This is a genomic window from Streptomyces sp. NPDC019443, from assembly GCF_044389785.1.
Lineage (GTDB): Bacteria > Actinomycetota > Actinomycetes > Streptomycetales > Streptomycetaceae > Streptomyces.
Map to the genome: position 1 here is coordinate 313877 of NZ_JBIRYJ010000004.1, position 24933 is coordinate 338809.

Here is a 24933-nt window from a genome sequence, read left to right on the forward strand (position 1 = left end):
AGTTCGTACACAGCGATGCATCCCATCCGCGCCCTTGCCAGCGGCCTGGCGGGGCACTGACCGCCTGCCGAGGAGTTCGGCCAGAACAGATTCGGCACACATGAGGCTGGGAAACCCCGCGAACACGCGAGAACTACGGAGGAGTGTCTGTGCAGGCCAGACCCACGATGCCGAGCGTTTCCGCAGGTCACAGCATCGCCCCGGGAAAACTCCTAAAGCGGGTGTCGCAGGTTCGAATCCTGCCGGGGGCACAACGCATTACGCCGCTGACCTGGGGTTTTCTCCCCAGGGAAGCGCTCCATTCGGGCTCGGACTCCTCGTCCGGGGCCGTTGCGTGAGCGACGGGTACTGCTACGTCGGGCCCCTTTCCGGTTCAGGCCAGACCGAACTTCTCAGCGTGCACCTGTCGCGCAGGGACCCGCAGGTCTCGTAGGCCGGCGAGCACGGCCCTGGTCATGGCGGGCGGGCCGCAGACGTACACGTCGCGTTCGGTGATGTCGGGGACCAGCTGGTGCAGGCTGCCCGGGCCGAACGGCGGGGTGCCGCCCTCGCCGGTTCTGCCGGTGAGCAGGTGCAGCCGTCCGCCCCGTAGCGCGACCAGGTGGCGCACCTCGTTCAGCAGCACGGCGTCGGCCTCGCTGCGCACCCGGTACAGCACGACGACGTCGCCGGGCGCCGCCTCCTCCAGCATGGCCCGCACGGGCGTGATCCCCACACCCCCGGCGATCAACAGGGTGCCGGGCCGGGTCCGGTGCAGCGAGGTGAACGCCCCGTACGGTCCCTCGACGAAGGCGCGGTTGCCGACCGGGACGTTCCGCAGGCCGGCACTGGTGCTGCCCGCCGCCTTCGCCGTGAGGCGCAGCCCTTGTCCGCCCGGCGCCGCCGACAGGGAGAAGGGGTTGGCCAGCCACCAGTGGTTGTGCCCGGGGAACCGCCAGATGCAGAACTGCCCCGCCCTGGCCGGGAGTTTGTCGAGGTGTCGGCCGGTGACGTACACGGAGACCACATTGTCCGACTCCGGTACCACGGCCGCGACGCGGAACCTGTGGTAGGCGTTGCGCCACAGCGGCACGGCGACACGCCCGGTCAGCAGGGCGCCGAAGGCGAACAGCCACAGAATCCACCAGTAGGCCGTGGCGAACGCGGAGGACGTGAACGTCGTGGTCTCCTGCAGCTGGTGGACGAACGACAGGCCCAGAGCCACGTAGAGCAGCAGGTGCAGACCGTGCCAGACCTCGTACCGCAGTCGCCGCCGCAGGGGCCGGGTGGAGATCACGGCGATCACGACGATGACGGCCGCGGCGAGCATGCCCAGCAGGGAGGCCGGCACCCCGCTCAGTGCGACGAACGTCTTCCCCATGGACGCGTCGTCGAGGTTCGCATAGCCGAGCACCACCAGCGTGGCGTGGGTGAGGACGGTCCACAGCAGCAAGAAGCCGACCCAGCGGTGCCACACCGTGAGCCGGTCCATCCCGATGCGGCGGTCCAGCCAGGGCAGCCGGGCGACCAGCAGCAGTTGGAACAGCATCAGCAGGGCTGCGTGCAGTCCGAAGAACTTGGCGACCGTGAGCACCCCGTTCTTGCCTGAACCCGCGCTGAGGAACAGCGCCTCGACGGTCACCGCGTTGACGATGACGAAAGTCCACATCGCCCAGCGCGCCGCGTCCACCGGAAGCACGGTGCCTCTGCGCACCGTGTTACTCGCCACCGCCATGCTTTCCTCACATCCCCCGTGGCCGCTGCACTCGCGGCCCGCATGCACTAACCTGATGAAGATCGAGTAATTCGTCCGGATACGCACTCCGATCGGATAAGCATACGGAGCGTGAGCCCGATCCGTTCACGCCAGAACCGTCGAATCCAACCGCTGTTCGGCGTTCGGTGCGTCCTGCGGCCCAGGGTTCCGCAATGGTTTACGTCGCCGGGTGGTGCAGCGCTCACCGGTGTGGCCAGCGCCGCGAACATCAGCTCGGCCGCGGCGTCAATCCCCTCGCAGCGTGGAGAGTTCCCACGCTGCTTCTTGCAAGACCTGCCCAGTACTGCCGTTCGAGCTCCACCGGGCTGAGGAACCCACACACGCTGTGCATCCGACGAGTGCTGTAGAAGTCCGCGATCCACGTGCCGGTCCTGATGCGCGCCTCGGCCCAGGTGCGGAAGTGCTGCCGGTGGACGTACTCCACTTCAGCACACTGTTGAATGCCTCTGAGACGGCGTTGTCGGAACACGACCCCACCCGCCCCATGGATTGCCACACGCCCCACCGGCGGCACGCGTCACCGAACCGCTTCGAGACGTACTCACTGCCGCGGTCCGAGTGGAAGATCACTCCGGAGACGTCGCCGGCGCAGGCGGCGGCCATGTTCAGCGCCGCGACCACCAGTTCTGCATCGTGGTGGACGCCCATGGCGAACCCCAGCAGCCGGCGGGAGTACAGGTCGATGACGGTGGCCAGGTACAGCTTGCCTTCATCGGTGCCGAACTCGGTCATGTCCCCGGCCCAAACGGTGTCCGGGGCGGGCGCCCTGAGGTCGCGCCGCAGCCAGTCCGGGGCGGCGCGCCGGCTGCCGGGTCTGGTCAGGCCGGGCCGGGCTCGCGGCGCACCGTGCGCGCCGCGAGCCCGAGCCCGGCCATGAGCCTGGCCACGGTGTTGCCCGACACCCGCCAGCCGGCGCGCATCAGCTCGATGAAGATCTTCGGTGATCCGTAGGCACCCCCGGACTGATCGAAGATCCGCTTACTCTCCTCGGCAAGGCCGATGCGCCGCTGCTGACGCTTCGTCACCGAATCCTTGATCCACTTGTAGAACCATGACTCGCTCACCCCCAGCACCCGGTAGGCCACGCGGTGCGGGACGCCGTGCCCGGCCCTCTGGTTACCGACCTTCCCCTACGAAGGCGGTGTCGATGCGATGGGTTCCGCCGCGGTGCGCTGGAGGGCGTGGACGTGCCGGGGCGACGACTGCGCGAGCACCTGGACCTTCAGGACTTCGAGGACGTCGGCGAGGTGGCGGCGTCCTCTCGGCCGTTGTGCTGGGACTCGCCGGGTCGGCCGCTGCCGCGCTCTCCGGGGTGGGCCACTGGGTCAGTGGTGCCGCTGGCCTGTTCCGATCCCCTGGTGACGAGTCCACCGCGCCGGTTGCTCACTTGTCGTGGGCTCGCTGGTCGGATACTGGCCGACGGGGAGGGGCGTGAGCGAGAGCAGCGTGCCGGACGGGTGGCAGACAGTACGCTGAATCCAGCGGGATCGGGCCCGCAGCACAGTGTCCGGGAGGCGCTTCATGACGGCCGAGATGGTGGCCCCGGCGTGGATGCATGAGCAGATCACGGCGGAGGAGTACGAGTCCTGGTCCGAGGAGCAGTGCGCCGGCATCGAGATCGTGGACGGGATGGTCGTCGTGAGTCCGAGTGCGTCCAAGCGGCACAACCGGCTGGCCCGGATTCTGGCGAACGCCCTGGATGCCGCCGCGGGCCCGGAGTGGAACGCCGACACGGACTTCGACGTCCGGCTTCAGGACGTCCCGCTCACCAATCGCCGCCCGGACGTCGTCGTGTACCACGCAGACACGATCGATATCACCCCGACCCGCCCTGAGCACGTGCTGCTGGTCGCGGAGGTGGTGTCGCCAGGCTCGGAGACCACCGACCGGATCGTGAAGGTCGACCAGTACGCCAAGGCAGGCATCGGCTTCTACTGGCGGATCGAGCAGGCCGCGACAGGCGTTCCTCTCGTGTACACCTACGTTCTCGACCCCGCGACGAAGACCTACCGGGACGGAGACATGTTCACAGGCGTCCTCAAGGTAGCGGCCCCCTTCGCGGTGGAGATCGACCTCGGCCAGGTCTGACCCACGCGCTGCTCAGCAGCGGAAGGCTCACTCGGTAGGAGGCTGTCCGGGGAACGACAATCGGCGACCACCAGGCTCGCGGGCGCCGGTCGACCGGCCACCGGGTGGCATGCGCGCGGAGCGTCGGGCGGCTCCGCGTACGGCGCGTCGGGTTCAGTCGGTGATGTACCAATCGTTCTTGAGGTACTCCAGGGTGTAGCTGCCGAGGTCGCTCTCGGAGAAGGTTGCGGAAGCCCTGACCGCTTCGACCGGCATCTCGATCTTGTCAGGCGTGCGCACGTCGATGCGCTGCGGGTCGACCGTCGCGGTTTGCAGGGCCTTCTTCTGCGCGGGCGAGATCATCTGGAACACGACGGAGTACGTCGACGTGCACGGGCCGGACCCCTGGTCCTGTGCCTTCTTCGCGGCGGGCCCGGCCACTTCGCAGACCGTGTCGATGTCCTCACGGCCCAGGGCGTGGAGGTACTGCTCGTACCGCTGGATCGCGCCCTCCTTCGTCCTGGGTGCGGGCTGGTCGCCGGTTGGCTCGGCCGACGGCTTCTCGGTCCGAGCGGACACGGACGGCGTGGCCGACGGCTCTTCGGCGTGCGTAGACGCGGACGGCTGCGAAGGCTTCGCGTCCGTGTCCTCCTTCGATTTCTCCGGACCGCACGCGCACGCCACCAGCGCCACACAGGCCGATACCGCCACGCTCACCATCGTCCGAGCTTTCATTCGGGTCCCCCCATCACCAGCCGACAACACGTCAAGAGGTCACGCAGGATCCGGGGGAACGGTTCCCGAGCCGGTCCAGGCGGGACGCCGACCGGTTCACGGAGGGCCCCGAGTCCGCATGGGCCGCTGCGCGAGGCCCCGTGCCAGCCCAGCCCTCCCGGCGCCGACGCGGTTGACGAGCCTCGGCGGTCGCCCCGGGGATGGACAGGGGGTGTACCACGCACGTCTGACCTCTCGCCCGGTCGAGAGTGACGGCGCGGCTGGTCTCCGACGGGGATCAGGCGGATGTTCCGCCCGCTGTGCCCCAGCCCCCAGGAAGTCGGACAGGGCGCGGCGTTGCTGTTTTTCGCGGGCAACTTGCTCGGCGAGGACCAGGCGCTCGGGTGCCTCCCGAAGTCGTGAACATCGGCCTCACCGTCATCGGGGTGCCTCCCGCGCTCATCGACAAACGACGCCCGTTCTCGTGTACAAAGCCAACCGGGTTGGATGGCCCTATGGAGCATGTTGAGGCTGAGCTGTTCACGGACGGCGGGAACAATGCTGTGGTGCGACTGCCCGGGCGGCGGTTCCCCGGCGTGCTGATCCAGGGTGACTCTCTCTCCATCCTTCGCAGTGACGTTGCTGAGGTCGTGCAAGCCTTGGACCAGGGTGACGTGGCCGGGGCTCGCGAAACCGCCGGCCTTCTCCTTGCCGACCTCGATGCGCTGCTGACGCGCTACTCCGCTGCGTTGGAGGCGCACAAGACCCCTCGACCGTACTGACACCGCCAAGACTCTGAGCTTGGGAATCACCGCGCTTCTGGACGTTGCCTCCGGGCTGACCAGCAACAACGGGTGCGAGGGTGAACCCTTGGGCTCTTCCTGGCAACCGCTGTTGACCGTGGCTTACCGACCTATCGGGCACGGGTCGGGCACGCTCGGGGATGCGACTCCTTCGTCCCGAAGCAACTGGGCTGGGCGCTCGACCTCGGGTTGGTGTGCCTCTCACCTGCTGCGAGGGTCCGCAGGTGTGCGCGCTTGTCCACCTCTGTACGTCTGGGTTGTCACACAGTACAGAGCGCACGCCGGCCCCGTTCCTAGCCTTGTCTGACACCCGGCGTCAGTGGCACCGACTGACCCATACCTGATGAAACGTCGCGATATGGTCGGCCGGTGCGCGGAACACAACGGACCTGGCGGTGGATCCTGCTGGTGACCGCCGGGACGATCGGGCTGCTCGGCTTGCTTACGCTTTCCACGGTGGACCGCCTGGTCCTGAGAACCCCCACCTCCGGCTATTACAGGAGCGACGGTGCCGACCAGGTCATCTTCCAGAAAGGAGTGGCCGAGGACCGCAGATCCCTTTTCAATGGGGTCCTTTATTACCAGCCTCCGAAGGAGGTGGACGTGGACGACACCCTGGAGTTCACGGTGTGGCTCACGGCGATCCGCGGCGAGACCCCGCCCGCGTGGCCGCCGGGCAGAGTGGTGGCTCAACGCGCCTTGCGCGTGGGCGGGGTGCAGAAGGCGTACCTCTTCGAGGCCGGGAAGGACGTGGACATCGAGGTACTCGGCTCTCCGATCGGCACGATCGCTGCGCCCGGTGACGAGGTGGAGTGGCGCTGGTACCTCACCCCGCGCAAGCCCGGCAGGTACACCCTCAAGTTGATGGTCGAGACCTACCGGGGAGATTCGGGCGTCCTCCTCGCCCGTTCCTCCCCACCCATCGACATCATCCTGACTGCCCGCGCCACCTGGGGCTACCGCATCACGTCGGCCCAGAACTGGCTCATCGGCTTGGCAACCTCCCTCACCGCGCTGACAGTGCTGGCGACGGTCTTCCGCAAGCCCCTGGCCGCGATCCTCTCCCGCTTCCGCGACCATCTGCGGAGAAGCGGCCGGCAGCAGCCCTAAGTGCCTCATGCTGGGCTCACGGCTCCTTCGCCGTGACGGGCTCGCCCAACGATGCGGGCTTGATCGGCCTGATTTAACACTTCGGTACAGCAACGGACCACCGCTTTAGCAGCGAGGTGGGGCGAGTTGGGCGCTGACCTGGGTACCGCCAGCTCTTGTGCCAAGACACCTCATTTCCGCTAGCAACTGCGGTTCCCCGTGAGTCCCCGCTCTATCTGGCACGCCTGTGGCACGATCTGACCCTCTCCATGCGAACTAGAGGCGGGGCGGTCGCTGAGGTCTGCTCGACTGCTCAGCCGGGGTGACTGGGGCCGATGCCGGTCGGATGCGGTCGCGCTGGTTGCTGTACTTCGCTGCTCGGCGAACGTCCTCTTCGCGCACGCGGTGTTGTCGCAGACCAGTCTGGGGCGGGCAATATCGGCGGCGCCGGTGCCGTGGCGACAGCCAAGGACGGTGCATGATCCGGGGATAAGCCTGCTGGATGTAGCACTGGCGATTGCGATGGGCGCGGGGACTGCCTGGCTGACGTGGGCCTGCTGTGAGCCGAGTCGGCCGTGTTCGGACCGGTAGCCTCCAACCCGACCGTCTCCCGCCTGCTCGACACCCTCGCCTGCGGGGCAGAGCGACCGAACCCCGCCAGTGGCAAGCCACGGAGCACAGCCGTCCCTGTGTAGCGTGGTGATGTCTGTGTCGCTGAGGCGTACGGCGTGGTCGTCGACTACGCCGGGGGAAGGACAGGGATGGCGAGGTTACTCGACTCGGCCGAGGTGGAGGTCAGCGTCTCCTACCGGACCTTCGGCATCGTGGATGAGTCCTGTCGGCAGGAGACGCACACCCCCGATGCGCCCGAGGGAAGCTGGGTGCAGGTGGCGCGGGGGATGGTGTACCTGCAGTGCCCGTCGGCCGTCATTCGAGCGCGGCTGCGGTTGGAGAGCTGGAGCACCACGCCGCCGCCCGACCAGGCGCAGTGGTCGGGCAGCGAGGAAGTCGAGTTGGAGCTTCCCAGCGGCGTGCTGGAGGTCCACGAACTCACCGGCGGCCGGGAGGGGGCGGTGATCGTGCTGCCGTCGCCGGGCCGGTACCGGCTGCGTCTTCATTGGGCGTTGAATCCGGAAACAGGGCCCTTCTACTCGCCATTCAAAGACGGCCCCGCTGTGGTGGAGACGCCCTCGGGGCACGAGCAGAAGCTGGCGGGCGTGGACGAGTTCTGCCTGGGGCAGTTGTGGCGCCTGTCCTCCACGCACGGTTGATCACGTCTGCGGGCGGGGGCCGGCCGTGGCACGGCCGGCCCCCGCGGTGTCATGTACTTGGTTACGGTGGTGGTTCAGTCACCGATGTGGATCACGAAGGCGTCCCAGCCGAGGATGCGGTCGTTCTCGTACCAGGCGTCGAGTCGACGGCCGGCCTCTTGGTTCTCCGTCGGGTCGACGTAGCGGACGGAGTAGTCCCTCTCGTACTGGCCCCCCTCGAATTGGTAGCGAGCCGCGCCTTGGTAAGAGGACGCGAAGGGGTATTCGTCGCAGTCCAGCCCCTGGCCGGGTCCGCCGGGCACGTCGCCGCTGTTGCAGTACGACCTGACCACGCTGCGGTTGGCGTCGGAGCGGGCCCGCTGAGATGCTCCGGCGGCAGCGGCGATGCGGTGCAGGGGGTCGAGAGGTTCCGCGCCGGGCAAGTTCTTGTTGTCCTTGGGCGGCAGCGTGCTGTCGGGGTTGGCCCGGGCGTCACCGATGTGGTCGGCGACGGCCGCGACGCCGAGGTACGGCTCTCCGGGACCGGTGGGGTCACTGGTGTCACTGCGGTCGTAGCGCAGGGCCGGAGTGATGTCGCTGAAGACTGAGCCCATGTCGCCGCGGTTGAGGTACCAGGCGCTGTCGAACCGCAGCTTGCCTTCTTCTCCCTCGGTGGGCTGGAGCTGATCGTAGCCCGGAATGGTGAACTCATAGATCGGCCGGAAGTCCGCGTTCGCGATCTGGGGACCGGCCTCGGCGCTGGGCTGCCGGGGAGCCAGCGAGATCAGGTCGAACTTGACGTCGCCGTCGTTCCGCCAGCCTCGGGTCGAGTCCTTGCGGCCCTCGTAGACGCCGCTGTCGCAGGCATCCTCCGGCTCGCCCCCGCCACCCTCCCAGGTGCCCTCGCATTCGAGTGTGGCTTCCATGGTGGCGCCGGCCTGGTTGAAGTGTCCGGTGGCCGCATAGACGTCCACGTTGAGGTCGAAATCGGCGTTGCGGGCGTAGCGGCTGCCTTCCCACCCGCCGATCTTGCCCTGCCCGATGATCGTGTTGCGGGAGATGAACCATCCCCTGACGTAGCAGCCCGGAGGCCACAGGCCGCACTGGACCGCAGGTATGACGATCATGTGGCGCTGGCAGTAGGAGAACCGATTCTTGATCCACCCACCGTCATTGTCCGAGCTGTCGTTGGCGGCACACTCGTCGATGCCGGATATGTACTGGTAGGGATCGGCGGGCTTGCGACCGCGCGGAAAGCGCTGGCTCGGCACGGTGTAGCTGCGCCCCCACGGCGCCATCGTTTCGCGCTCGGGTTGCGCCGAGGGGCCGTTGTTGGGCTTCAGCCCCAGCGCATCCAGGTCTCCGTCTTTGGCCAGAGCGTCCTCGACCTTCTGCGGGTTGGCCAGGAGGGCCGGGTCGGAGATGGTGTACGAGTCACCAGGCTTGAGGGTGGTTGCCACCGCGTCGTCGGGTGGGCCGTCGTCGGCCGCCTGCGCCGGAGCCGTGACCAGCCCCATCAGGACCGCCGATAACGCGGCTGCCACGACTGCTCTCTTCGGGAAACGCATGATCCTCCCCTGTCAGGTCTCAGCCCGGAACGGCGTTCACAGGGGGAACAGAAAGGAACTGCGGAACGTCGTCGGCCGCTCGCGCACGCGGAAGAGGGCCAGATCAACAGACACTCCTGCAGGCCCATGCGCCCACGCCCCCGTGGCACCTCTGGGCTCTCGGGGAACCCACACTGCCCACTCGCTACTGAGCAGTACAACCACCCGCACATGACATGACCGAATCGAGCGCGACCCAACTGGCTCCCGGCTCAGCCGATTCAGGCACGCAAAACGGGAACATGCAGCGCAGGCGAGACACCCCAGAGCCCGCACACCATCGCGCCCGAACGCGCGTTTGACTCATTCGTTGCCCCCGCTGCATACAACGGCTTACTGCCTCGCCGCGGACAGAGGTCACGCAGGGACATTCGGTCGGCCACCTGCGACCCACTCAGAATTCTCGCCCAAACGATGCCAACACAGCGCAGTCGGTGCTGCAAGTAAGGTTCCGTGGCAGCATCCTGAGTGGCGGACCCCACGCCCTGACCGACCGTCATCGGCGGGCGGCGTATGTCATCGAGGAGCACGACCCCGCCCAGCCCATCCGGTACCCGAAACTCCGGGACCTTCTCGACGGACGTGCCGAGCTCCCGAACCCATAGACGTAAGACCCTGCGTAGCCGTGCTTCTAGCCGTGAACCATGGGCGGAACCTGCACACTCAAGCACCCCAGATGTAATCCTGGAGACGAAAGAAGCAGGTAGGAGCCACGGGCTACAGGTCCTGTTGCCCTCCTAAAGCGGGTGTCGCAGGTTCGAATCCTGGCGGGGGCACCAGCGAAACGGCCCCGGACCGATCATGGTCCGGGGTCTTTGACATCAGCTTCTGACATCGTCCCTGGTAACCGCCACACGGCCCCGCTCTCCTCCAACTCCAGGGGCCGCTAGGGTTCCGCCCATGGTTCATCCGGGGCGGGACACGGCACACGGTACGGACGCGGTCGAGTTGGCCTACCGCCCTACGCGAGGCGACATTCTGGCGGGCATCCGGGTGCGCGACCGGATCAGGAAGCTGGCTCTGCTGCGGGGTGCGGTGGTCGTGTTGTTCGCGTTGTTCGGCCTGCGGCTGATCGTGACCGGAGCCGGGCTCGGCCAGATACTGCTGCAGTGGCTGGTCGTCTTTCTCGTGTGGTCTATTCCGCATGTCCAGGCCAACCATGTGCTGCGTACCGTCGAGTGGCACGGTGAGTTCCGCGCGACGGTGAGCGATGACGGCATCTCCGTCACCACCGATCACTGCACGCTGACTCAGCGCTGGTCGCTGTTCCGCGGCTACCGGGACACCCGCGATCACTTCGTCCTGCTCAGTCGGGACCCGAACATCCTGTGCCTCGAAGTACTGCCCAAGAGCGGTCTGCGGGCCCCGGAGGACGCCATCCGTCTCCAGGCGCTCCTCGACCGCCATCTCAACCGGGCCTGACTGTGATGATGCCGGTGATGCCGCCCTGGGGGCCTGACTCTCCGTCCGACCGACGCTCTCCGGCTGTCCTGTTGATGATTTGTCAGCCGTCTGCCCACGGCGTCTCGGTCGGCTCCGCCCACCGCGCCTTCACGCAGTTGAAGAAGGACGGTCTGATCGAGGTCAGCCGGGGCCGCCGAGATGCCGCATACCTGTCGTCCTGGCGGTGACTGTGAGGGCCAGCGGAACTGCCCGGCCTGATGGGCGTCGCTGCGGTTGGTGCCGCGCATCCACGCGACGTGCGGCTTCGGAATGCGCTGAGCTGTGCAGAGGCGCACGCTATGAACGTGGGTGGCGACGGTAGACCGCATACCCCACGGCGGTCCCTGGCCCGGACGTGCCGAGCGAAGGGGCGACATCACTTGGGTGTGCTGCGTGCCTGCTCCGGGCAGTGACGGCCGCGCCCGAGTCGCCTGAGCGCTTTGGACTCGGCCGAAGGAGGGCGCGTGATCAGTTACCCGTCTGTCGCTGATCATGGCATGGTCGGCGATCTCCAGACCGCTGCGCTGGTGTCGTCCGACGGCACGATCGACTGGTGGTGCACGCCGCGCTTCGACTCCCCCAGCGTCTTCGCCTCGATCCTGGATGCTGCACGCGGTGGCCATTGCCAGTTCTCTGTGGATCTCTCGGACGAGGACGGCGTGACGATGCGCCAGCTCTACCTCTCGGACACGGCCGTCCTGGTCAATCGGTTCCTGGCCCCGGGCGGCGTCGGCGAGGTCGCTGACTTCATGGAACCGATCGACAGCACAACGCCCACCGACCGGCACCGCATCGTCAGGGCCGCCCGCGTCGTCCGGGGCAGCCTGCCGTTCACCTTTATCTGCCGCCCGCGCTTCGATTACGGACGCGCCTCTCACACCCTGACGCAAATCGACGACCACTCGGCCATCCTCCACGGGCCGGGAACGGACCTGCATGTCCAGGCCACCGCGCCCGTCGCGCTGCGCGCGGACGGCGACGACGTCACGGCCGACTTCACGCTCGCAGCCAGCGAGATGGCGGCAGTGGTGCTGACGAGCGTGGCGAGCGGAGAGCCCGCCCCCGCCCCGCCGTCTCTGGAAGACATCGCCGACGAACTGGAGTCCTGCCGCGCGTTCTGGGTCTCGTGGCTGCGCTCCTCCACGTACCGGGGCCGCTGGCGCGACATGGTGCACCGCTCGGCGATCACGCTCAAGCTACTCACCTACGCCCCGACCGGCGCGCCGATCGCCGCCGCCACGATGGGACTGCCCGAGCAGATCGGCGGCGAACGCAACTGGGACTACCGCTACACCTGGGTCCGCGACGCCTCCCTGTCTGTACGGGCCCTGATCGACCTGGGCTTCGAGAAGGAAGCCCACGCCTTCCGCCACTGGCTGCGCGACCGCATCGAGGCCGGCGGGACCGCCTCGGGAGACCCGCTGCAGATCATGTACCGAGTCGACGGCGACCCCCACCTCACCGAAGAGGTCCTCGACCACCTGGCGGGGTACATGGGCTCGTCGCCGGTACGGGCCGGCAACGCCGCGGCCGACCAGGTCCAGCTCGACATCTACGGCGAGGCCGCCGATGCCCTGGCACAGGGCCACGACATGGGAGCCATCCGCGGCTGGAAGGCGGTCAGCGACGTACTGGACTGGCTCGCCGGCAACTGGGACCGGCCCGACGAGGGAATCTGGGAGACCCGCGGCGGCCGGAAGAACTTCACGTACAGCCGGCTGATGACCTGGGTCGCGTTCGACCGCGGCATCCGGCTGGCCACCACCCACTCCCGCCCCGCCGACATTGCCCACTGGACGGACGTCCGCAACACGGTCTTCAAGCAGATCGTCGAACGCGGCTGGAACGACGAGCGCCAGGCGTTCGTCCAGCACTACGACACCGACGTCCTGGACGCCTCCCTGCTGCTCATGCCACGGGTCGGCTTCCTCTCCCCGCGGGACCCGGCCTGGCTCAGCACCCTCGACGCCATGGACCGGGAGCTGGTGAGCGACAGCCTGGTCTACCGGTACGACCCGGCGGCATCCCCCGACGGACTGCGCGGCTCCGAGGGCACCTTCAACCTGTGCAGCTTCCTTTACGTGGAGGCCCTGGCCCGTTCCGGGCGGCTGCACCAGGCCCGGTACGCCTTCGACAAGATGCTCACGTACGCCAACCACGTCGGCCTCTTCGCCGAGGAGATCGGCCCCTCGGGCGAGCAACTGGGCAACTTCCCTCAGGCGTTCACCCATCTCGCGCTGATCGCCGCAGCCATGGCACTCGACGAACAACTCGACAGAGCGGAGATCCGGCCGGATTCCGACACCGGCGCCCCGGCCGACACCGGCTGGCGCGCGGGCGGGGCATGACGCCCGCCGGTCCGACCTGCGGAGGCGACACCTGTGTCCGGGACAGGAACTCCCCAGCAGCCGTCGAAAGCACAGCGCCGGGTCCTCGCCCCGCTCGCGCTCGCGCAGTTCATCTGCAGCTTCGCCGGCTCCAACATGAACGTGATGATCAACGACATCAGCGAGGACCTGGACACCACCGTCCAGGGCGTGCAGATCGCCATCACGATCTTCCTGCTGGTCATGGCCGCGCTGATGATCCCCGGCGGCAAACTGACCGACCGCTACGGCCGCAAGCGCTGTCTCCTGGTCGGCCTCGTCGTCTACGGCATCGGCGCCCTGCTCAGCGCGGCCGCCCCCGGTCTGGGCGTACTGATCCTCGGCAACTCGATCCTCCAAGGCGTCGGCACGGCCCTGCTCATCCCGCCCGTCTACATCCTGACGACGCTCCTCTTCACGGACATGACCTCACGCGCCCGCGCCTTCGGCGTCATCATGGCGCTGGGCGGGATCGGTGCGGCCGCCGGACCGCTGATCGGCGGACTCATCACCTCAGTGCTGAGCTGGCGCGCGGCCTTCGTGTTCCAGGCCCTGGTCATCGCCGTGATCATCGTGCTCAGCCGACACATCGAGGACCCCCTGCCGCCCGACCCAACACGCCCCTTCGACACCACCGGAGCGGTCCTCTCGGCCGTCGGCCTCATCCTCGTTGTCATGGGCATCCTCGCAGCCGACAACAACGTCTGGCTCATGATCGGCCTGCTCGCCCTGGGCGCCCTCGTACTCCTCTGGTTCTTCCGCACGATCCGTGCCAAGGAGCGGGCGGGAGAGGAACCCTTGCTGTCCACCGGCCTCTTCCGCCACCGGGCCTCCAACCTCGGCCTCGTCACACAGAACGTCCAGTGGCTGCTGCTGATGGGCTCGTCGTTCACCGTCGCCGCCTACCTCCAGGTCGTCCGCGGCTACGACGCCATCCAGACCGGTGTCATCTTCACGGCCGCCACGCTCGGGCTGCTCGTGTCATCGCTCGCCGCCGAACGCCTCGCCAGGCGGCGGCCCCAGCGGACCCTCATCATGACCGGCTTCGTCGTCACCATCGCCGGCATCGTCGTCCTGGTCGCGATGGCCGGCAGCTCAACGAACCCCTGGGCCCTCACCCCCGGACTCCTGCTGATCGGGCTGGGCCTCGGCGTGATGCTGACGCCGTCGGTGAACATCGTCCAGTCCAGCTTCCCCGAGGAACAGCAGGGCGAGATCTCCGGCCTCTCCCGCAGCGTGTCGAACCTCGGCTCGTCCCTCGGTACGGCCGTCGCCGGCACCATCCTCGTCTCCGGCCTCACCACGGGCGCATACGCCGCTGCAATGATCACCCTGGCCGTCATCGGACTCGGCGGACTGGCTGCCGCCATACTCCTCCCGCGAAGGCCGGCCCAGAACAACTCGCCCAGCGACACCGCCCCACGGCCCAGCACGTGACTCGATGTTGGTTGGCCCCTACCGGCCTACTTGGCGAACCCCGGTTCACGGCGGGGGCAGCGCCTCTTACACACTCGGTGTTGCTACGCGGCGCCCGCAGCAGTCAGTAGCGCGACCGGCAGAAGCAGAATCCACTGCGGCAGCCGGAGCAGTGGATTCGGCCAGTCGACCGACAGCGAGACAGCCAGGAAGGCCGCTGCGTAGGCGAAGAAGTGCGCGGCCACGAACCACGCGACCAGGTCGGCCCCTGCCGTACCTTCCGCCAGCGCAAGGTAGACCAAGCCGGCTGCGGAGAGCACCAGGTCCACGGTGACCATGTGCCACACGGCATGCATGACGCGCTTGGGTTCGTCTGCGAGCCCGCAGGACAGCAGTGGGCGCACTACGTCCCCGTGCCCGGCGACGATGTGTACTGCGGCCACGCCGAATGCGGTGATGCCCGCTGCGAGAAGCCAGCCGTTCATCGAATCTCAATTCCTTTGGCTACGACGGTAGCCAGCCGGCCGGCCAGCTGTGGGGTGGGGTGCTCTCCGACCAGTCCGATGTGGAAGAACACGGCTCCTGCCAGCGTGTCCAGGACCAGGTCCACGGGTGTACCGGCCGCGATCTCCCCGCGCAGCACGGCGCGTTCGAAGACGATCAGCAGCCGCTCCTTCGACGGGGCCAGGAAGTCGCCGCGGATGCGCGCCTTCAGGGCCGGGTCGGCGGCGAAGTCAGCGAGCAGCCCAGGGAGCGCCGCTGCAGCGGCAGGCGAGTGGAACTCCTCGACCAGGCCCTGCAGCAGTACGGTCAGATCCCCGGTCAGCGTCCCGGTGTCCGGTATCGATGCTTGGTCGGCAGTTGTGAACACGGCCTCGAAGACCAGCTCCGGCTTGCCCGACCAGCGCCGGTAGATCGTGTCCTTGCCGACGCCGGCCCGCGCAGCCACGCCCCCGATCGACGTCGCGGCATAGCCCAACTCGGCCACCAGCGCTGCGGTCGCGCTGATGATCGCCTCGTGCGAACGGGGATCCCTGGGGCGCCCCCTGGGGGGCGGAGAAGAACTCATGGCATTTATCTTACGGGTCGACCCGTTTGATAAACGCACCGGGTGGCGGATCGGCTGATGGACATGGTCAGCAGTTGCGGCCCGGAACCCGATCCGGGCCCCAGCCAGGTGCGCGCACGCCGCAACGAAGTCGAGTACCGCTCATCCGAAGCGCCGGCTGTGACCACCGAGGAAGTCACAGCCGATCTGTCCAAGGTCCAGGCGTTGATCGATCTCGCCGAGAAGGCAATCCCCGACATGCCTCGCTTCTGCCCCGCCGGCACTGGCATCCAACAGGAGCGATGGGCTCCAACAGGGCGGCCATTCTGATGCCAAGCACACACTGCGCCAGATAGGTTGTCCGTTCCTCGCACCACTGCCTGTATGACCCCAGGAGGTCTGCATGGCCAGGAGCCCGGAGTCGCCGGACTGTGTCTTCTCACCGGATCCGCTGGAGTTCCCCGACGGCCGCCAGATACGCATCCGCGCCTACGAAGACGACAGTGTCCGCCTTCGCGCGGACAAGCGGAAGGGAAACGCGTAATGGCAGAGCGCCCGCAGCCGCTTGTCACCCGCCCGCTGCCCGACGCGGTGAATGCCCGGATCGAGGAAGAGACCTGCCCTCCATGGCTGTTGCGTCCCGGCTGGGTGGAGTGTGCGGGCGCGTGGGAGACGGTGTCACGCGTGTACACGGCACTCACCGGCGCTGCACTGCCCGAGGCCGCTCCACCGCGCGAACGGCGCCGCCTGGACATCGTCCTGACGTACAACGACGGAAGCCGTCAGGTGTTGGAGGTCGACGAGCGGCAGCACTTCACCGCGGCCCGTGGTACGGCCTTGGCGCTCTACCCGGCCGATGCGCAGGTGGGGTTCGATCGCGATGCTTGGCGGTCCCGCTGCCAGGCACTGGCCGGGCGTGAGCCGGGCGGCGGATTCGCCAAGCCTCGGCCGCCCCTGTTTCCGGGCGAGGGGGGACGTCATCGCCAGCGCGCCTTCCGCGACACTTTGGCTGACCTGCTGCCACCCGAACACGGCTGGCTGCCCACCATCCGTCTCAGTGACAGAGAGGCAGTTGCCGTCGCCTCCGCCGCTGACCCAGCTGCGGCCTTGCGGGATCTGCTGGCCGACTGCGGTGTACCCGCATCCTCACTGGCCGGCCGGCCCGGCCGGTGAAGGGTCGGGCCCTTCGCGCCCGCCGTTGGGCACCAGGCCCGGCTCCAGCATCGGCAGCACGCCTCTTCGCTCAGGGCTTGCCGTGCGTCAGGTCGCCGATCACTCCGATCCGGATGCCCAGCCACGGATAGGTGTGGCTGTAGAACACGTTGTCCTGCGGTTGCAGTCCGACCGCCGAGGGCCACATCTGGAAGGCCGGCGCGTTGGAGATCCCGCCGTGCAGTCGCCGCCAGACCCGCCCGAAGTCGCGTCCGGACGGGGGCGCCGTGATCGTGTCGGTCCACTCGACCGCGTTGCCGCCCTGGTCGAGGGTGCCCCACGGCGAGGTGGTCCTCGCCTGGCCGACCGTGCCGAGGCTGCCCTCGTAGAGGTCGGGGTAGGTGATGGGGTCCAGCCCGATCGGGTTGACGGTGGAGCAGGTGTCGGGCTGCACCTGACCCGGGCACCAGCTCGGTGCCGGCTGGTCGGTGGCGTGGTACGAGGCCAGTGGCTGGGTCGCCGCGTTGGTGACATCGCCGGTGGTGGGGTTGAGGACCGTGGGGTTGGGGGCCGTCGCGTCGCCGTCGCCGAAGACTCCCGGATTGGTCGGGTACTTCCAGTAGGAGAAGGTGCCGCCGCCACTCGGGTCGTAGTAGGCCGCCTTGATCCACTCGTCCTGGCTCGGCACGACGAAGCCGGAATCATGGGCTCGGGTCGCATCCGGCCGGGCGAGGTCGTACATCCCGCGCTCGGTCCGTTCCGACAGCCTGACCCGGTAGGTGACGTAGTCGAAGCGGCCGTTGTTGCTGATTCGCTTGGAGATCAGCCGCCCGTTGTAGAGAGAGTTGACGAAGCGCGCCGCGTCCAGGAAGTTCGCGAAGCCGTACGGCTTGTCCGCCCATTCCGGATAACCAACCGAGTAGTGGCTGCCGTTGTCGGCGTCGGCGGAGAAGTCGACCTGGCCGTACTTCGGCCACCCGGACGAGCTCTCGGTCTCGATATAGAGAGCATGGCGATTGCGTCCCTCGGGATCGACCGTGTTCAGGAACGCGACCCACTGTTCGACGGTGACCTCGAGCTGTCCGATCTCGTAGGGGTAACCGACGCCGCCGACCATCTGGCAGTCGCTCGAGGTCGCGGGGGCATCGGCGCACGATCGGTAGACGGCGTCCGTGAACGGGACGACGCCCACCGAAGGATTACCGGGCGCGCCAACCTTGGCGGTCGTCACTGTGATGACCGCGCCATCACCTGACGTTACGCTCCCGGGGGGACGCGGCTCGGTGGCAGCGGCACTGGAGTCGGCTGTCGCGGACACGGCGAGCAGCGCCGATACCCCGCACGTCGCTACGACGGCCATGCTGAAGCGGGTGCGGCTGGAAACGAAGCGCATGGGCATACCCTTTTCGGCCATGGCAGTCCGCCCCTTAGCCGGGAACAGCGCGGGAGCGGCCAGCGATCACGACGACGGTTGGCGCCACACTAACTCCGTCCCCTACTCTCCGCTTACGCGACGTCACAGGGCCGATCACGCCGAGCCGTTCGGAGTACTCGGCAGGCGTCGCCGCGGTCGGCCGGACTCCTGTTCAGGCGCCGGACCGACCGCGGCGTCCGGTTCGACCACCGGGTCAGGCCGACATCAGGGCCGTCGTCAGGGCGGTCGCCAGGGCGTCCTCACGCAGGTTCCCACCATGTAACCAGTGACGCCGCCCAGCGGCTCCGACCTGTTCCCGCTGCGGGATGTGGAGACACTGCGCGATGCGACGTTCCAATGGCACCGGGGCGGGACGGTACGCCACCTCAGCTGGCGGCGGACCTCCCCCTTCCCGAAGGCCTCCAAAGTCTCGGGCTCTTCGGCAACTTGAGCGTCCAGGGCCTCGATACCACCGCCCGCTTGCGGCATCTCGCCTCACTCACCCTGTCCTGCATGCCGTTACCGGCCGAGGAGCCGGCCACGCTCAGCCGGCTCCCGTCGCTGAGGAACGTGACCTTCGCCGTCGAAGACCTCTGGCGCCAGGATGTCTGCGAGGTGGTCGCCCTGCCCGGTGTGACCAGGGCTGAGGTGACGCTCTACGCCACCGAGGACTTCTGCACGACGGATCATCTCCGGCGTATGCTCCCCGCGCTGTGTGAACTCGACCTGCGCATCCGGTTCCCGCACTCGGGCCGCAGGCCGGTGACGCTGGACCTCTCCCCGCTCTCCGCACGCTCCGACCTGTCGGACGTCTCGGTCGATGTCGAAGGGCTGTCCCCCGGAGCCCTGCGTGTCATCGCAGCCGAACAGCTGCCGCACGGTTCCGTGGTGTACCGGCACCGGCCGTCCAGCGCACTTGGCGAACCGAGGCGCGCCGCCGCCTGGTGGCGGCGCCGCTTCGGCGGCCGCTGAGCCGGGCGCAGAGCCCGGCACCGAGCCAAGCCGACTCACCCCTCACGCGCGGCAGTCCGCCCTCATCTGGGCCGCCGCGTGGTGCGCCCCGTCGCGTTCATCGCTGCCCCAGTCCTCGCCTCGGTCCACCAGCTGCACCGCCAGCTGCTGGTTGCGGACCGGGATCTTCTCGACGATCAGGCCTCTGCCGCGCAGCGATGTCTGGTCGATCTCGAAGGACTTGATCGCGCTGTCCCCGTCGTCGGGATCGGCCAGCACGTGGTACGTCGTCGGCTTGCCCGCCACATCGCGGTCCCGGTCGCTTTCGGGGATGACGACGGACACCGAGCAGGTCGTGTAGCCGCTGCCCACGTACCAGGACCAGGTCGCCGTGCCACCGCTGTCCTTGGTCGTGCTGCCCGACATGGGGATCGCGGTGAAGGAACCGTCGCAGCCGTCGCCCTTGTGGCCGCCCTGTTGCGCTGTGTACCAGCCGTCGTCGCCGTCGCTGTAGCGGCCCCGCTCGCGGTAGCGGCCGCCGCCGGTGCAGCCGGGGCCGGCCCAGGCGGAGTACGACGGGCCGTTGGCATTCTGCGGAGGCTTCGGCTTGCCCGGGCCGATCCGGGTCGGGGTCGGCAAGGGTGAGCGGGATGCGGAAGGAGGCGGGGAGGTGCCGGGCAATGCCGTGGGTTCGATGCGCTCCGGGGCGCCCCCGAGGTCGCCGGGGACGAAGTCGGAATCGTCGGCCGCCTCAGCCGGAGCCGAGTCGCCCCCGTACAGCGTGATCGCCGAGACGACCAGTGCGAGCGCGGTCAGCACAGCTCCCCCGGTCAGCAGGATCTTTCCGGTACGGGAGAGGAGAGAGACGCGTCCCGCCAGCGTCTCCCGTGCAACCCACGACCCGCCCGCGCCCCGACTGTCCCTACCGCCCTGACTACCGCTACCGCCCACACTGCCCACACCACACTCCAGACACCTCAGACCTGGCAGCGCGCCTCTGCCGTTGCCACCGCATCGTTCGCACGCCATGCCACACCTGAACCACTAGACCAACCAAGCGGTATGTCAAGGCAGTCCACTATGCATCAGCGCGCCAGGCGGAGATAGGTGTTAACGCCGGTAATGGGACAGCGGCCGTACGAGGGTCAGCGGAGTTCGTCGGGACAGGGCGTCCCGCGCGGCAGTTGGTAGGGCGCCGCCAGCCGGTAGACACCGGGGGCGGGCGCGAGCAGTTCGGTCCACTCGTCGCCTTCCGTGTCCTCCTCCGCCTTCAGCAGGCAGCCGTTCCGGTTGTCGAAGGTCTTCGGCCCCTCCTCGCGCGCCTTCGACTCCTCCGTCTCCTCCGGCCCCTTCACCTTCTGGCCCTGCTCGTCGACGATGCTCAGCCACGGCGAGTACGGGACCCGGATCAGCACCCGGCCCGCCGTCTTCACCTGGATCGTGAGCTCGCCCGCACCCGCGTGGTCCACCGTGGCCGGCAGGTCGGCCAGCGGCATCGGGTCCTTCACCGCGAACAGCTGCCAGTTCGCGTCGCTCCAGATCCGCGTCAGATACGGCTGCCCCTCACGCACCAGCTCCGCCTCCTGCTTCGCCCCGCTGGAATCGGGCGAGCCCTTCGGCAGCACCACATAGTGGACCGCCCACCGGTCCAGCCAGGCCCGGTAGCCGGCCGAGGTCAGCGTCTTGTCCTCGTCGTAGAAGAGAGGATTGCGCTTCATGTCCGCCTGCCGGTTCCAGCCGCGGGCCAGATTGACGTACGGAGCCAGAGCCGACGCCTCACGGTGGCTGCTCGCGGGAACCACCTCGACCCGGCCGCGCTCGGCGCGAACCTGCTGGAGCCGGTTGACCAGCGGTGCGAGCTCACGGTTCCAGGACGCGGCCGGGGCCGTACGCACCATGTCGTCCACGGCCTTGTAGCCGATCCAGAAGTTCAGCCCGAGGAAGGCGAGGACGAGCGCGTACCACTTGCGGGAGCGGGGCACGGTGTACGGCAGCGCCGCCAGCAGCACCACGCCCGCGAAGAGCATCGGGAGCCGGGACACGTTCGAACCGATCTGGGAATCGATCGCCCAGGTCAGCAGCGTGCCGAGGGTGTAGACCGCGGCGGCGGCGCGGACCGTGCGCCAGTCCTTCGGTACGAGAACGAGGACGAAGACCCCGTAGAGGAACGGCAACGAGGTCGACCAGAACGACATCGGCTGCGTACCGGAGAAGGGGAACAGCCAGGCGGAGAGCGCCACGACCACGACCGGGGCGATACCGAGGGCGTACGCGCCCGGGCGGCGGCGGTTCAGGAACAGCGCCGCCGCGACGACGCCGAGGAACAGTCCGGCGACCGGGCTCGACGCGGTGGCGAGGCCGGCGAGCGGGGCCGCCACCGCCGCTTTGGCCCAGCGATTCATTCTCCAGCGGTGTGGCCAGCAGAAGACCGCGGCCACCGCGCCGAGCGCGAACATCATGCCGAGGCCGAAGGTCACCCGGCCGGAGAGCGCGTTGCAGAGGAAGGCGAAGACCCCGGCCAGCGAGCAGGCCACGGGATTGCGGACGGCGCGGACGCGGACCACTATCAGCGCGGTCAGGGCGGCGGAGACCGTACCGGCGATCATCATCGTCGAGCGGACGCCGAGCAGGGACATCAGATACGGCGAGACGACGCTGTACGAGACGGGATGCATCCCGCCGTACCAGGCGAGGTTGTACGCGGAGTCGGGGTGGCGGCCGACGAACTCGGCCCAGGCGTCCTGGGCCGCGATGTCGCCGCCGGTGTTCGCGAGGAAGAAGAACCAGATCAGGTGCGTGAACGCGGCGAGTGCGGTCGCGATGAGTACGGGGTGGCGGCTCAGCCGGTCGCGGAGGTCTTCGAGGGAGCTGGGGTCCACCTTGCCGGGCAGGGGGATACGTATTCGCGGCCCTGCGTCGGGGCTGCTTCTGCCGTCCGCCTGTGTCGGCTCAGCGGTGGTCACTGCGGCTCTCCCCGTCCTCCCCGGCTGTGCCGTTGTCCCCCGGCCTGCCAACCTCCGACGTGCTTCGTGCTGACGACGTTCCGCGCGTTCCGTACTGACGTTCCATGCTCAAGGACGCTGTCCCGGCGCCCGAAGTTGCCCCGGGACGCTAGCACGCGGGCGTCCCGGGACCCCGGGACGCCCGCGCCGACGGCCGGCTGCTAGCCGATGCGGGTGAGCTTGTCGCCCAATCCAGGTTCCGCCAGGTCCTGCTGGAGCGCGACCGGTGCGCTGACCCTGCCGGTGCCGGTGCCGACGGACACCTGGCCGACGACGGTGCCCGCCTTGGCCGAGTGAGGGACCGTCCTGCCTCCGTCGGCGAGCTCGATCTCGACCTTCAGACCGGCCCAGCCGACCGCCTTGAGCTCCTTGGTGGCGACGACGGGGGTCCGGCCGCCGAGGCCGTCGTCGACGTATCCGACGACTTCGCCCTTCTTGATGACGGTCGCGGAGGTCACGCCGTCCTGGGCGGCCTCGATCACCTTGATGCTGTGGGTGATCGCCAGCTCCAGCTTGTCGTTGAGGATGGCGGCCTTCTGGACGCCCATCGTGATGCCGACGATGCGGCGCATCTTGCCGTCGACCAGGGCGTTGGCGGACCAGAGCAGGTTGCCGCCGGCCGGGGTGGACGAACCGGTCTTGATGCCGCCCACGCCCTCCTTCAGCAGGGCCCTGTCGTTGTTGTTCCTGATATTCCCGTCGATGCCGGGGATCGTGGTGAAGGTCGTGTTGACGATCTCCCGGAACACGTCGTTCTGCATGACCGCCTTGGCCAGCTTGAGCTGGTCCTGCGGGGTGGAGACGGTGGTGGCCTTCAGTCCGCTGGGGTCCGTGTAGGTGCTGTTGGTCATGCCGAGTTCCTTGGCGGCGTCGTTCATCTTCTTGACGAACTCGGCTTCGGACTTGGCGTCCCAGCGGGCGAGGAGGCGTGCGGCGTTGTTGCCGGACGGGATCATCAGCAGTTGCAGCATCTGCCGCTCGGTGAACTGCTGCCCCTTCGAAATCTGCGCGGTCGACTCGTCGCCGAGCTTCGACTCGTCCTCGGCCTGCTGGTCGACCGTGATCTTCGGGCCGACTTCGGCGCCCTTGATCGGGTGGTCCTTGAGGATCACGTACGCCGTCATCGTCTTGGCGATGCTGGCGATCGGGGCGGGCTTCTGGGCGCCATACGTCCCGAGGCTGCCGACGCCCTCGACCTCGACGGCGCCCTGGCCCTCGTCGGGCCAGGGCAGGGCGAACCGCCCGCCCTTGAAGGTGAAGGTGGGCTCGGTCGAGAGGGCGAGCTCGGGGGCGGGGAGCGGACGGAAAGCCTGCGCGATCGCAAAGATGATCAGCAGCAGCACGACAAGCGGCGTCCAGATCTTGATCCGCCGCACGACGGTGCGGACGGGAGTCTGGGGTGGCGGCGGGGTGTTCGTCAGCTCGGCGAGAAGGTCGAGCGGCGGCAGCGGCGGCATGGGCTGCTGCTTGGTCCGCTCGGCCTCGGTGAGCGAGACGGGAGGCGCGGATTCCTCCGGCCTGGCGGGGGCGGGGGCGGGGGTGCGTACGGCTTCGGCCCGCAGCGGCACGAAGGTGCTGGTCCGCTCTGCGGGCGCCTCGGGCCGGGGCGCCGGGGGCACTTTGAGCGCGGTGGTGGGCTGGTCGACGGCGGGCCGCCGGAGCGCCTTGAAGACGGCGGTGGGCTGATCGACAGCAGGCTTGGACGGCTTTGCTTCCGCAGATCCGGGTGCGGTGGGCGCGGCCTTGGCCTCGGCGTCGGGGGACGCGCCCTGCTTGGCGGCCTCGCCCTCCGCGGCGGCGGATTCCGGCGAACCGGAGGCCTTGCCCTTCGGCGCGTCGGCGCTCGGCGCGTCGGCGCTCGGCGTGGGGGGCCTGTCGCCGGGGCCTTCCTCGGCATCGGCACCGGCGTTGCCGTCCGTCTCCTCGGAAGCGCCTGCTTTGTCCTTGGCGGACGGCGCTGCGTCGTCCGCCGATTCGCCGGCCTCCGCCGAATCGGCCGCACCGTCGCCGGGGGCGTCCTCGGTGTCAGCACCGGTCTCGCGGGCATCGCCGGAGGCGTCCGATGCGACCGGAGCGTCCCGGTCCGCGGCCTCGGCCTGCGACTTCGCCTGCTCGCCCGCGTGCGCGTCGTCGGCGTGCGCGTCGTCGGCGCCCGCAGGCGCGTCCCGCCCGACGGCCTCAGACGCATCCTCAGTCCCACCGTCGTCGCCGGACGCATCCTCGACGGCCGGAACGTCCTCGTCCGCGTCGCCGGCGCCCGCAGGCGCGCCCTCACGCCCGTCGCCGTCCTGTTGCACGGCGTCAGACGCATCCGCATCCGCGCCGTCGTCGCCGGAAGCGTCCACCGCGACCGGAGCGCCCCCGTCCGCGGCCTCGGCCTGCGACTCCGCCTCCTCGCCCGCGTCCGCCTCTTCGGCGCCCGCAGGCGCGTCCTCACGCGCGTCAGGATCGTCCGATCCCGCGTCGACGGACGCCTCCGCATCCGCATCCACGTCGCCGGACGCGTCCCCGTCCTCGTCCGCGCTCGCCACCCACGCCGCCACCGCCGCGCGCAACCTCGTGTCGTTCTCCACCGAGCCCGACTCCGTGCCCGGCTCCGCGACGGACCGCGAGTCCGGCCCGGCCTCCTGGTCCGCGCCCGGTCCGCCGCTCCGCTCGGACGGTGGCAACTTGAACACAGCCGTCGGCTGGTCCACCGCGGGGGCCGTCGCCCCCGGCGATGCCTGACGGAACACGGCGAGACGCGGGTCGCGTTCACCCGGAGTCGTCTCCCCCGACGACTTCCGCTGCTCCGACTTGTCGGGGGACTCGCCCGCCACCGTGCCTCCTTCATGAGTCATACGTCTTGCTTCATG

General features: G+C 68.7%; 22 protein-coding genes. 11 read left to right on the forward strand and 11 right to left on the reverse strand.

Translation table 11 applies throughout. The features are described from left to right. Nucleotides 1-373: 373 nt before the first annotated feature. The 3 genes from ACH492_RS15590 to ACH492_RS15600 form a co-directional block, all read right to left on the reverse strand. Nucleotides 374-1714: a ferric reductase-like transmembrane domain-containing protein gene (locus ACH492_RS15590; protein ID WP_398986713.1), complete on the reverse strand. Its 1341-nt coding sequence runs from the start codon at nt 1712-1714 to the stop codon at nt 374-376. Nucleotides 1715-1981: 267 nt separating this feature from the next. Then, complete coding sequence (locus ACH492_RS15595; RefSeq protein WP_398987340.1) at nt 1982-2665, reverse strand: DDE-type integrase/transposase/recombinase; 684 nt, start codon at nt 2663-2665, stop codon at nt 1982-1984. Further along, a complete protein-coding gene (locus ACH492_RS15600; protein ID WP_398986715.1) occupies nt 2575-2820 on the reverse strand; it encodes an IS3 family transposase in 246 nt (81 codons plus the stop codon). The genes ACH492_RS15595 and ACH492_RS15600 overlap by 91 nt, the downstream gene beginning before the upstream one ends. A 457-nt stretch (nt 2821-3277) precedes the next feature. On the opposite strand from ACH492_RS15600, the gene ACH492_RS15605 reads away from it, so the two are divergent. Beyond that, a complete protein-coding gene (locus ACH492_RS15605; RefSeq protein WP_266379015.1) occupies nt 3278-3844 on the forward strand; it encodes a Uma2 family endonuclease in 567 nt (188 codons plus the stop codon). 153 nt (nt 3845-3997) lie between these two features. On the opposite strand, the gene ACH492_RS15610 is transcribed toward ACH492_RS15605, so the two are convergent. After that, nucleotides 3998-4534 (reverse strand): hypothetical protein, encoded by a 537-nt coding sequence (locus tag ACH492_RS15610; protein ID WP_398986717.1) that lies wholly within the window; start codon nt 4532-4534, stop codon nt 3998-4000. A gap of 407 nt (nt 4535-4941) precedes the next feature. Between ACH492_RS15610 and ACH492_RS15615 the strand changes: the two genes are divergently transcribed. The 3 genes from ACH492_RS15615 to ACH492_RS15625 all read left to right on the forward strand — a co-directional run bounded on the left by ACH492_RS15615 (nt 4942) and on the right by ACH492_RS15625 (nt 7700). Further along, nucleotides 4942-5319, forward strand: coding sequence for a DUF6959 family protein (locus tag ACH492_RS15615; protein WP_398986719.1), 378 nt, complete (start codon nt 4942-4944; stop codon nt 5317-5319). A gap of 390 nt (nt 5320-5709) precedes the next feature. Further along, on the forward strand, nt 5710-6450 hold the full coding sequence (locus tag ACH492_RS15620; protein WP_398986721.1) for a hypothetical protein: 741 nt from the start codon (nt 5710-5712) through the stop codon (nt 6448-6450). A 707-nt stretch (nt 6451-7157) separates the two neighbouring features. Beyond that, a complete protein-coding gene (locus ACH492_RS15625) occupies nt 7158-7700 on the forward strand; it encodes a hypothetical protein (protein ID WP_398986723.1) in 543 nt (180 codons plus the stop codon). Between the two features lie 74 nt (nt 7701-7774). Here the strand turns inward: ACH492_RS15625 and ACH492_RS15630 are convergent, their stop codons facing one another. After that, on the reverse strand, nt 7775-9223 hold the full coding sequence (locus tag ACH492_RS15630) for a hypothetical protein (protein ID WP_398986725.1): 1449 nt from the start codon (nt 9221-9223) through the stop codon (nt 7775-7777). 963 nt (nt 9224-10186) lie between these two features. On the opposite strand from ACH492_RS15630, the gene ACH492_RS15635 reads away from it, so the two are divergent. The 3 genes from ACH492_RS15635 to ACH492_RS15645 all read left to right on the forward strand — a co-directional run bounded on the left by ACH492_RS15635 (nt 10187) and on the right by ACH492_RS15645 (nt 14532). After that, complete coding sequence (locus ACH492_RS15635; RefSeq protein WP_398986727.1) at nt 10187-10708, forward strand: YcxB family protein; 522 nt, start codon at nt 10187-10189, stop codon at nt 10706-10708. Nucleotides 10709-11193: 485 nt separating this feature from the next. Continuing rightward, nucleotides 11194-13077, forward strand: a complete 1884-nt coding sequence (locus ACH492_RS15640) for a glycoside hydrolase family 15 protein (protein ID WP_398986729.1) — start codon at nt 11194-11196, stop codon at nt 13075-13077. A 33-nt stretch (nt 13078-13110) separates the two neighbouring features. Then, nucleotides 13111-14532 (forward strand): MFS transporter, encoded by a 1422-nt coding sequence (locus ACH492_RS15645; protein ID WP_398986730.1) that lies wholly within the window; start codon nt 13111-13113, stop codon nt 14530-14532. An 83-nt stretch (nt 14533-14615) separates the two neighbouring features. Here ACH492_RS15645 and ACH492_RS15650 read toward each other — a convergent pair whose 3' ends face one another. Both ACH492_RS15650 and ACH492_RS15655 read right to left on the reverse strand, forming a co-directional pair. Next, entirely contained in the window at nt 14616-14996 is a 381-nt protein-coding gene (locus ACH492_RS15650; protein WP_398986732.1) for a hypothetical protein, read from the reverse strand. Continuing rightward, nucleotides 14993-15580 (reverse strand): TetR/AcrR family transcriptional regulator, encoded by a 588-nt coding sequence (locus tag ACH492_RS15655; protein ID WP_398986734.1) that lies wholly within the window; start codon nt 15578-15580, stop codon nt 14993-14995. The genes ACH492_RS15650 and ACH492_RS15655 overlap by 4 nt, the downstream gene beginning before the upstream one ends. Nucleotides 15581-15637: 57 nt before the next feature. Between ACH492_RS15655 and ACH492_RS15660 the strand changes: the two genes are divergently transcribed. From ACH492_RS15660 to ACH492_RS15670, 3 genes are all read left to right on the forward strand, one after another. After that, nucleotides 15638-15889 carry a hypothetical protein gene (locus ACH492_RS15660; protein WP_398986736.1) on the forward strand — a complete coding sequence of 84 codons (252 nt, stop codon included), beginning with the start codon at nt 15638-15640 and terminating at the stop codon, nt 15887-15889. 73 nt (nt 15890-15962) lie between these two features. Continuing rightward, nucleotides 15963-16103: a hypothetical protein gene (locus ACH492_RS15665; RefSeq protein ID WP_398986738.1), complete on the forward strand. Its 141-nt coding sequence runs from the start codon at nt 15963-15965 to the stop codon at nt 16101-16103. Then, complete coding sequence (locus ACH492_RS15670) at nt 16103-16732, forward strand: hypothetical protein (RefSeq protein WP_398986740.1); 630 nt, start codon at nt 16103-16105, stop codon at nt 16730-16732. Before ACH492_RS15665 ends, ACH492_RS15670 begins: the two co-directional genes overlap by 1 nt. A 70-nt stretch (nt 16733-16802) precedes the next feature. Here the strand turns inward: ACH492_RS15670 and ACH492_RS15675 are convergent, their stop codons facing one another. Beyond that, nucleotides 16803-18125 carry a hypothetical protein gene (locus tag ACH492_RS15675; RefSeq protein ID WP_398986742.1) on the reverse strand — a complete coding sequence of 441 codons (1323 nt, stop codon included), beginning with the start codon at nt 18123-18125 and terminating at the stop codon, nt 16803-16805. 513 nt (nt 18126-18638) lie between these two features. Between ACH492_RS15675 and ACH492_RS15680 the strand changes: the two genes are divergently transcribed. Then, complete coding sequence (locus ACH492_RS15680; protein ID WP_398986744.1) at nt 18639-19097, forward strand: hypothetical protein; 459 nt, start codon at nt 18639-18641, stop codon at nt 19095-19097. Nucleotides 19098-19139: 42 nt separating this feature from the next. Here ACH492_RS15680 and ACH492_RS15685 read toward each other — a convergent pair whose 3' ends face one another. The 3 genes from ACH492_RS15685 to ACH492_RS15695 all read right to left on the reverse strand — a co-directional run bounded on the left by ACH492_RS15685 (nt 19140) and on the right by ACH492_RS15695 (nt 24918). Next, nucleotides 19140-19895 (reverse strand): adhesin, encoded by a 756-nt coding sequence (locus tag ACH492_RS15685; RefSeq protein WP_398986746.1) that lies wholly within the window; start codon nt 19893-19895, stop codon nt 19140-19142. 326 nt (nt 19896-20221) lie between these two features. Then, a complete protein-coding gene (locus tag ACH492_RS15690) occupies nt 20222-22039 on the reverse strand; it encodes an MFS transporter (RefSeq protein ID WP_398986747.1) in 1818 nt (605 codons plus the stop codon). A gap of 200 nt (nt 22040-22239) precedes the next feature. Then, entirely contained in the window at nt 22240-24918 is a 2679-nt protein-coding gene (locus tag ACH492_RS15695; protein ID WP_398986749.1) for a serine hydrolase, read from the reverse strand. Nucleotides 24919-24933: the final 15 nt, after the last annotated feature.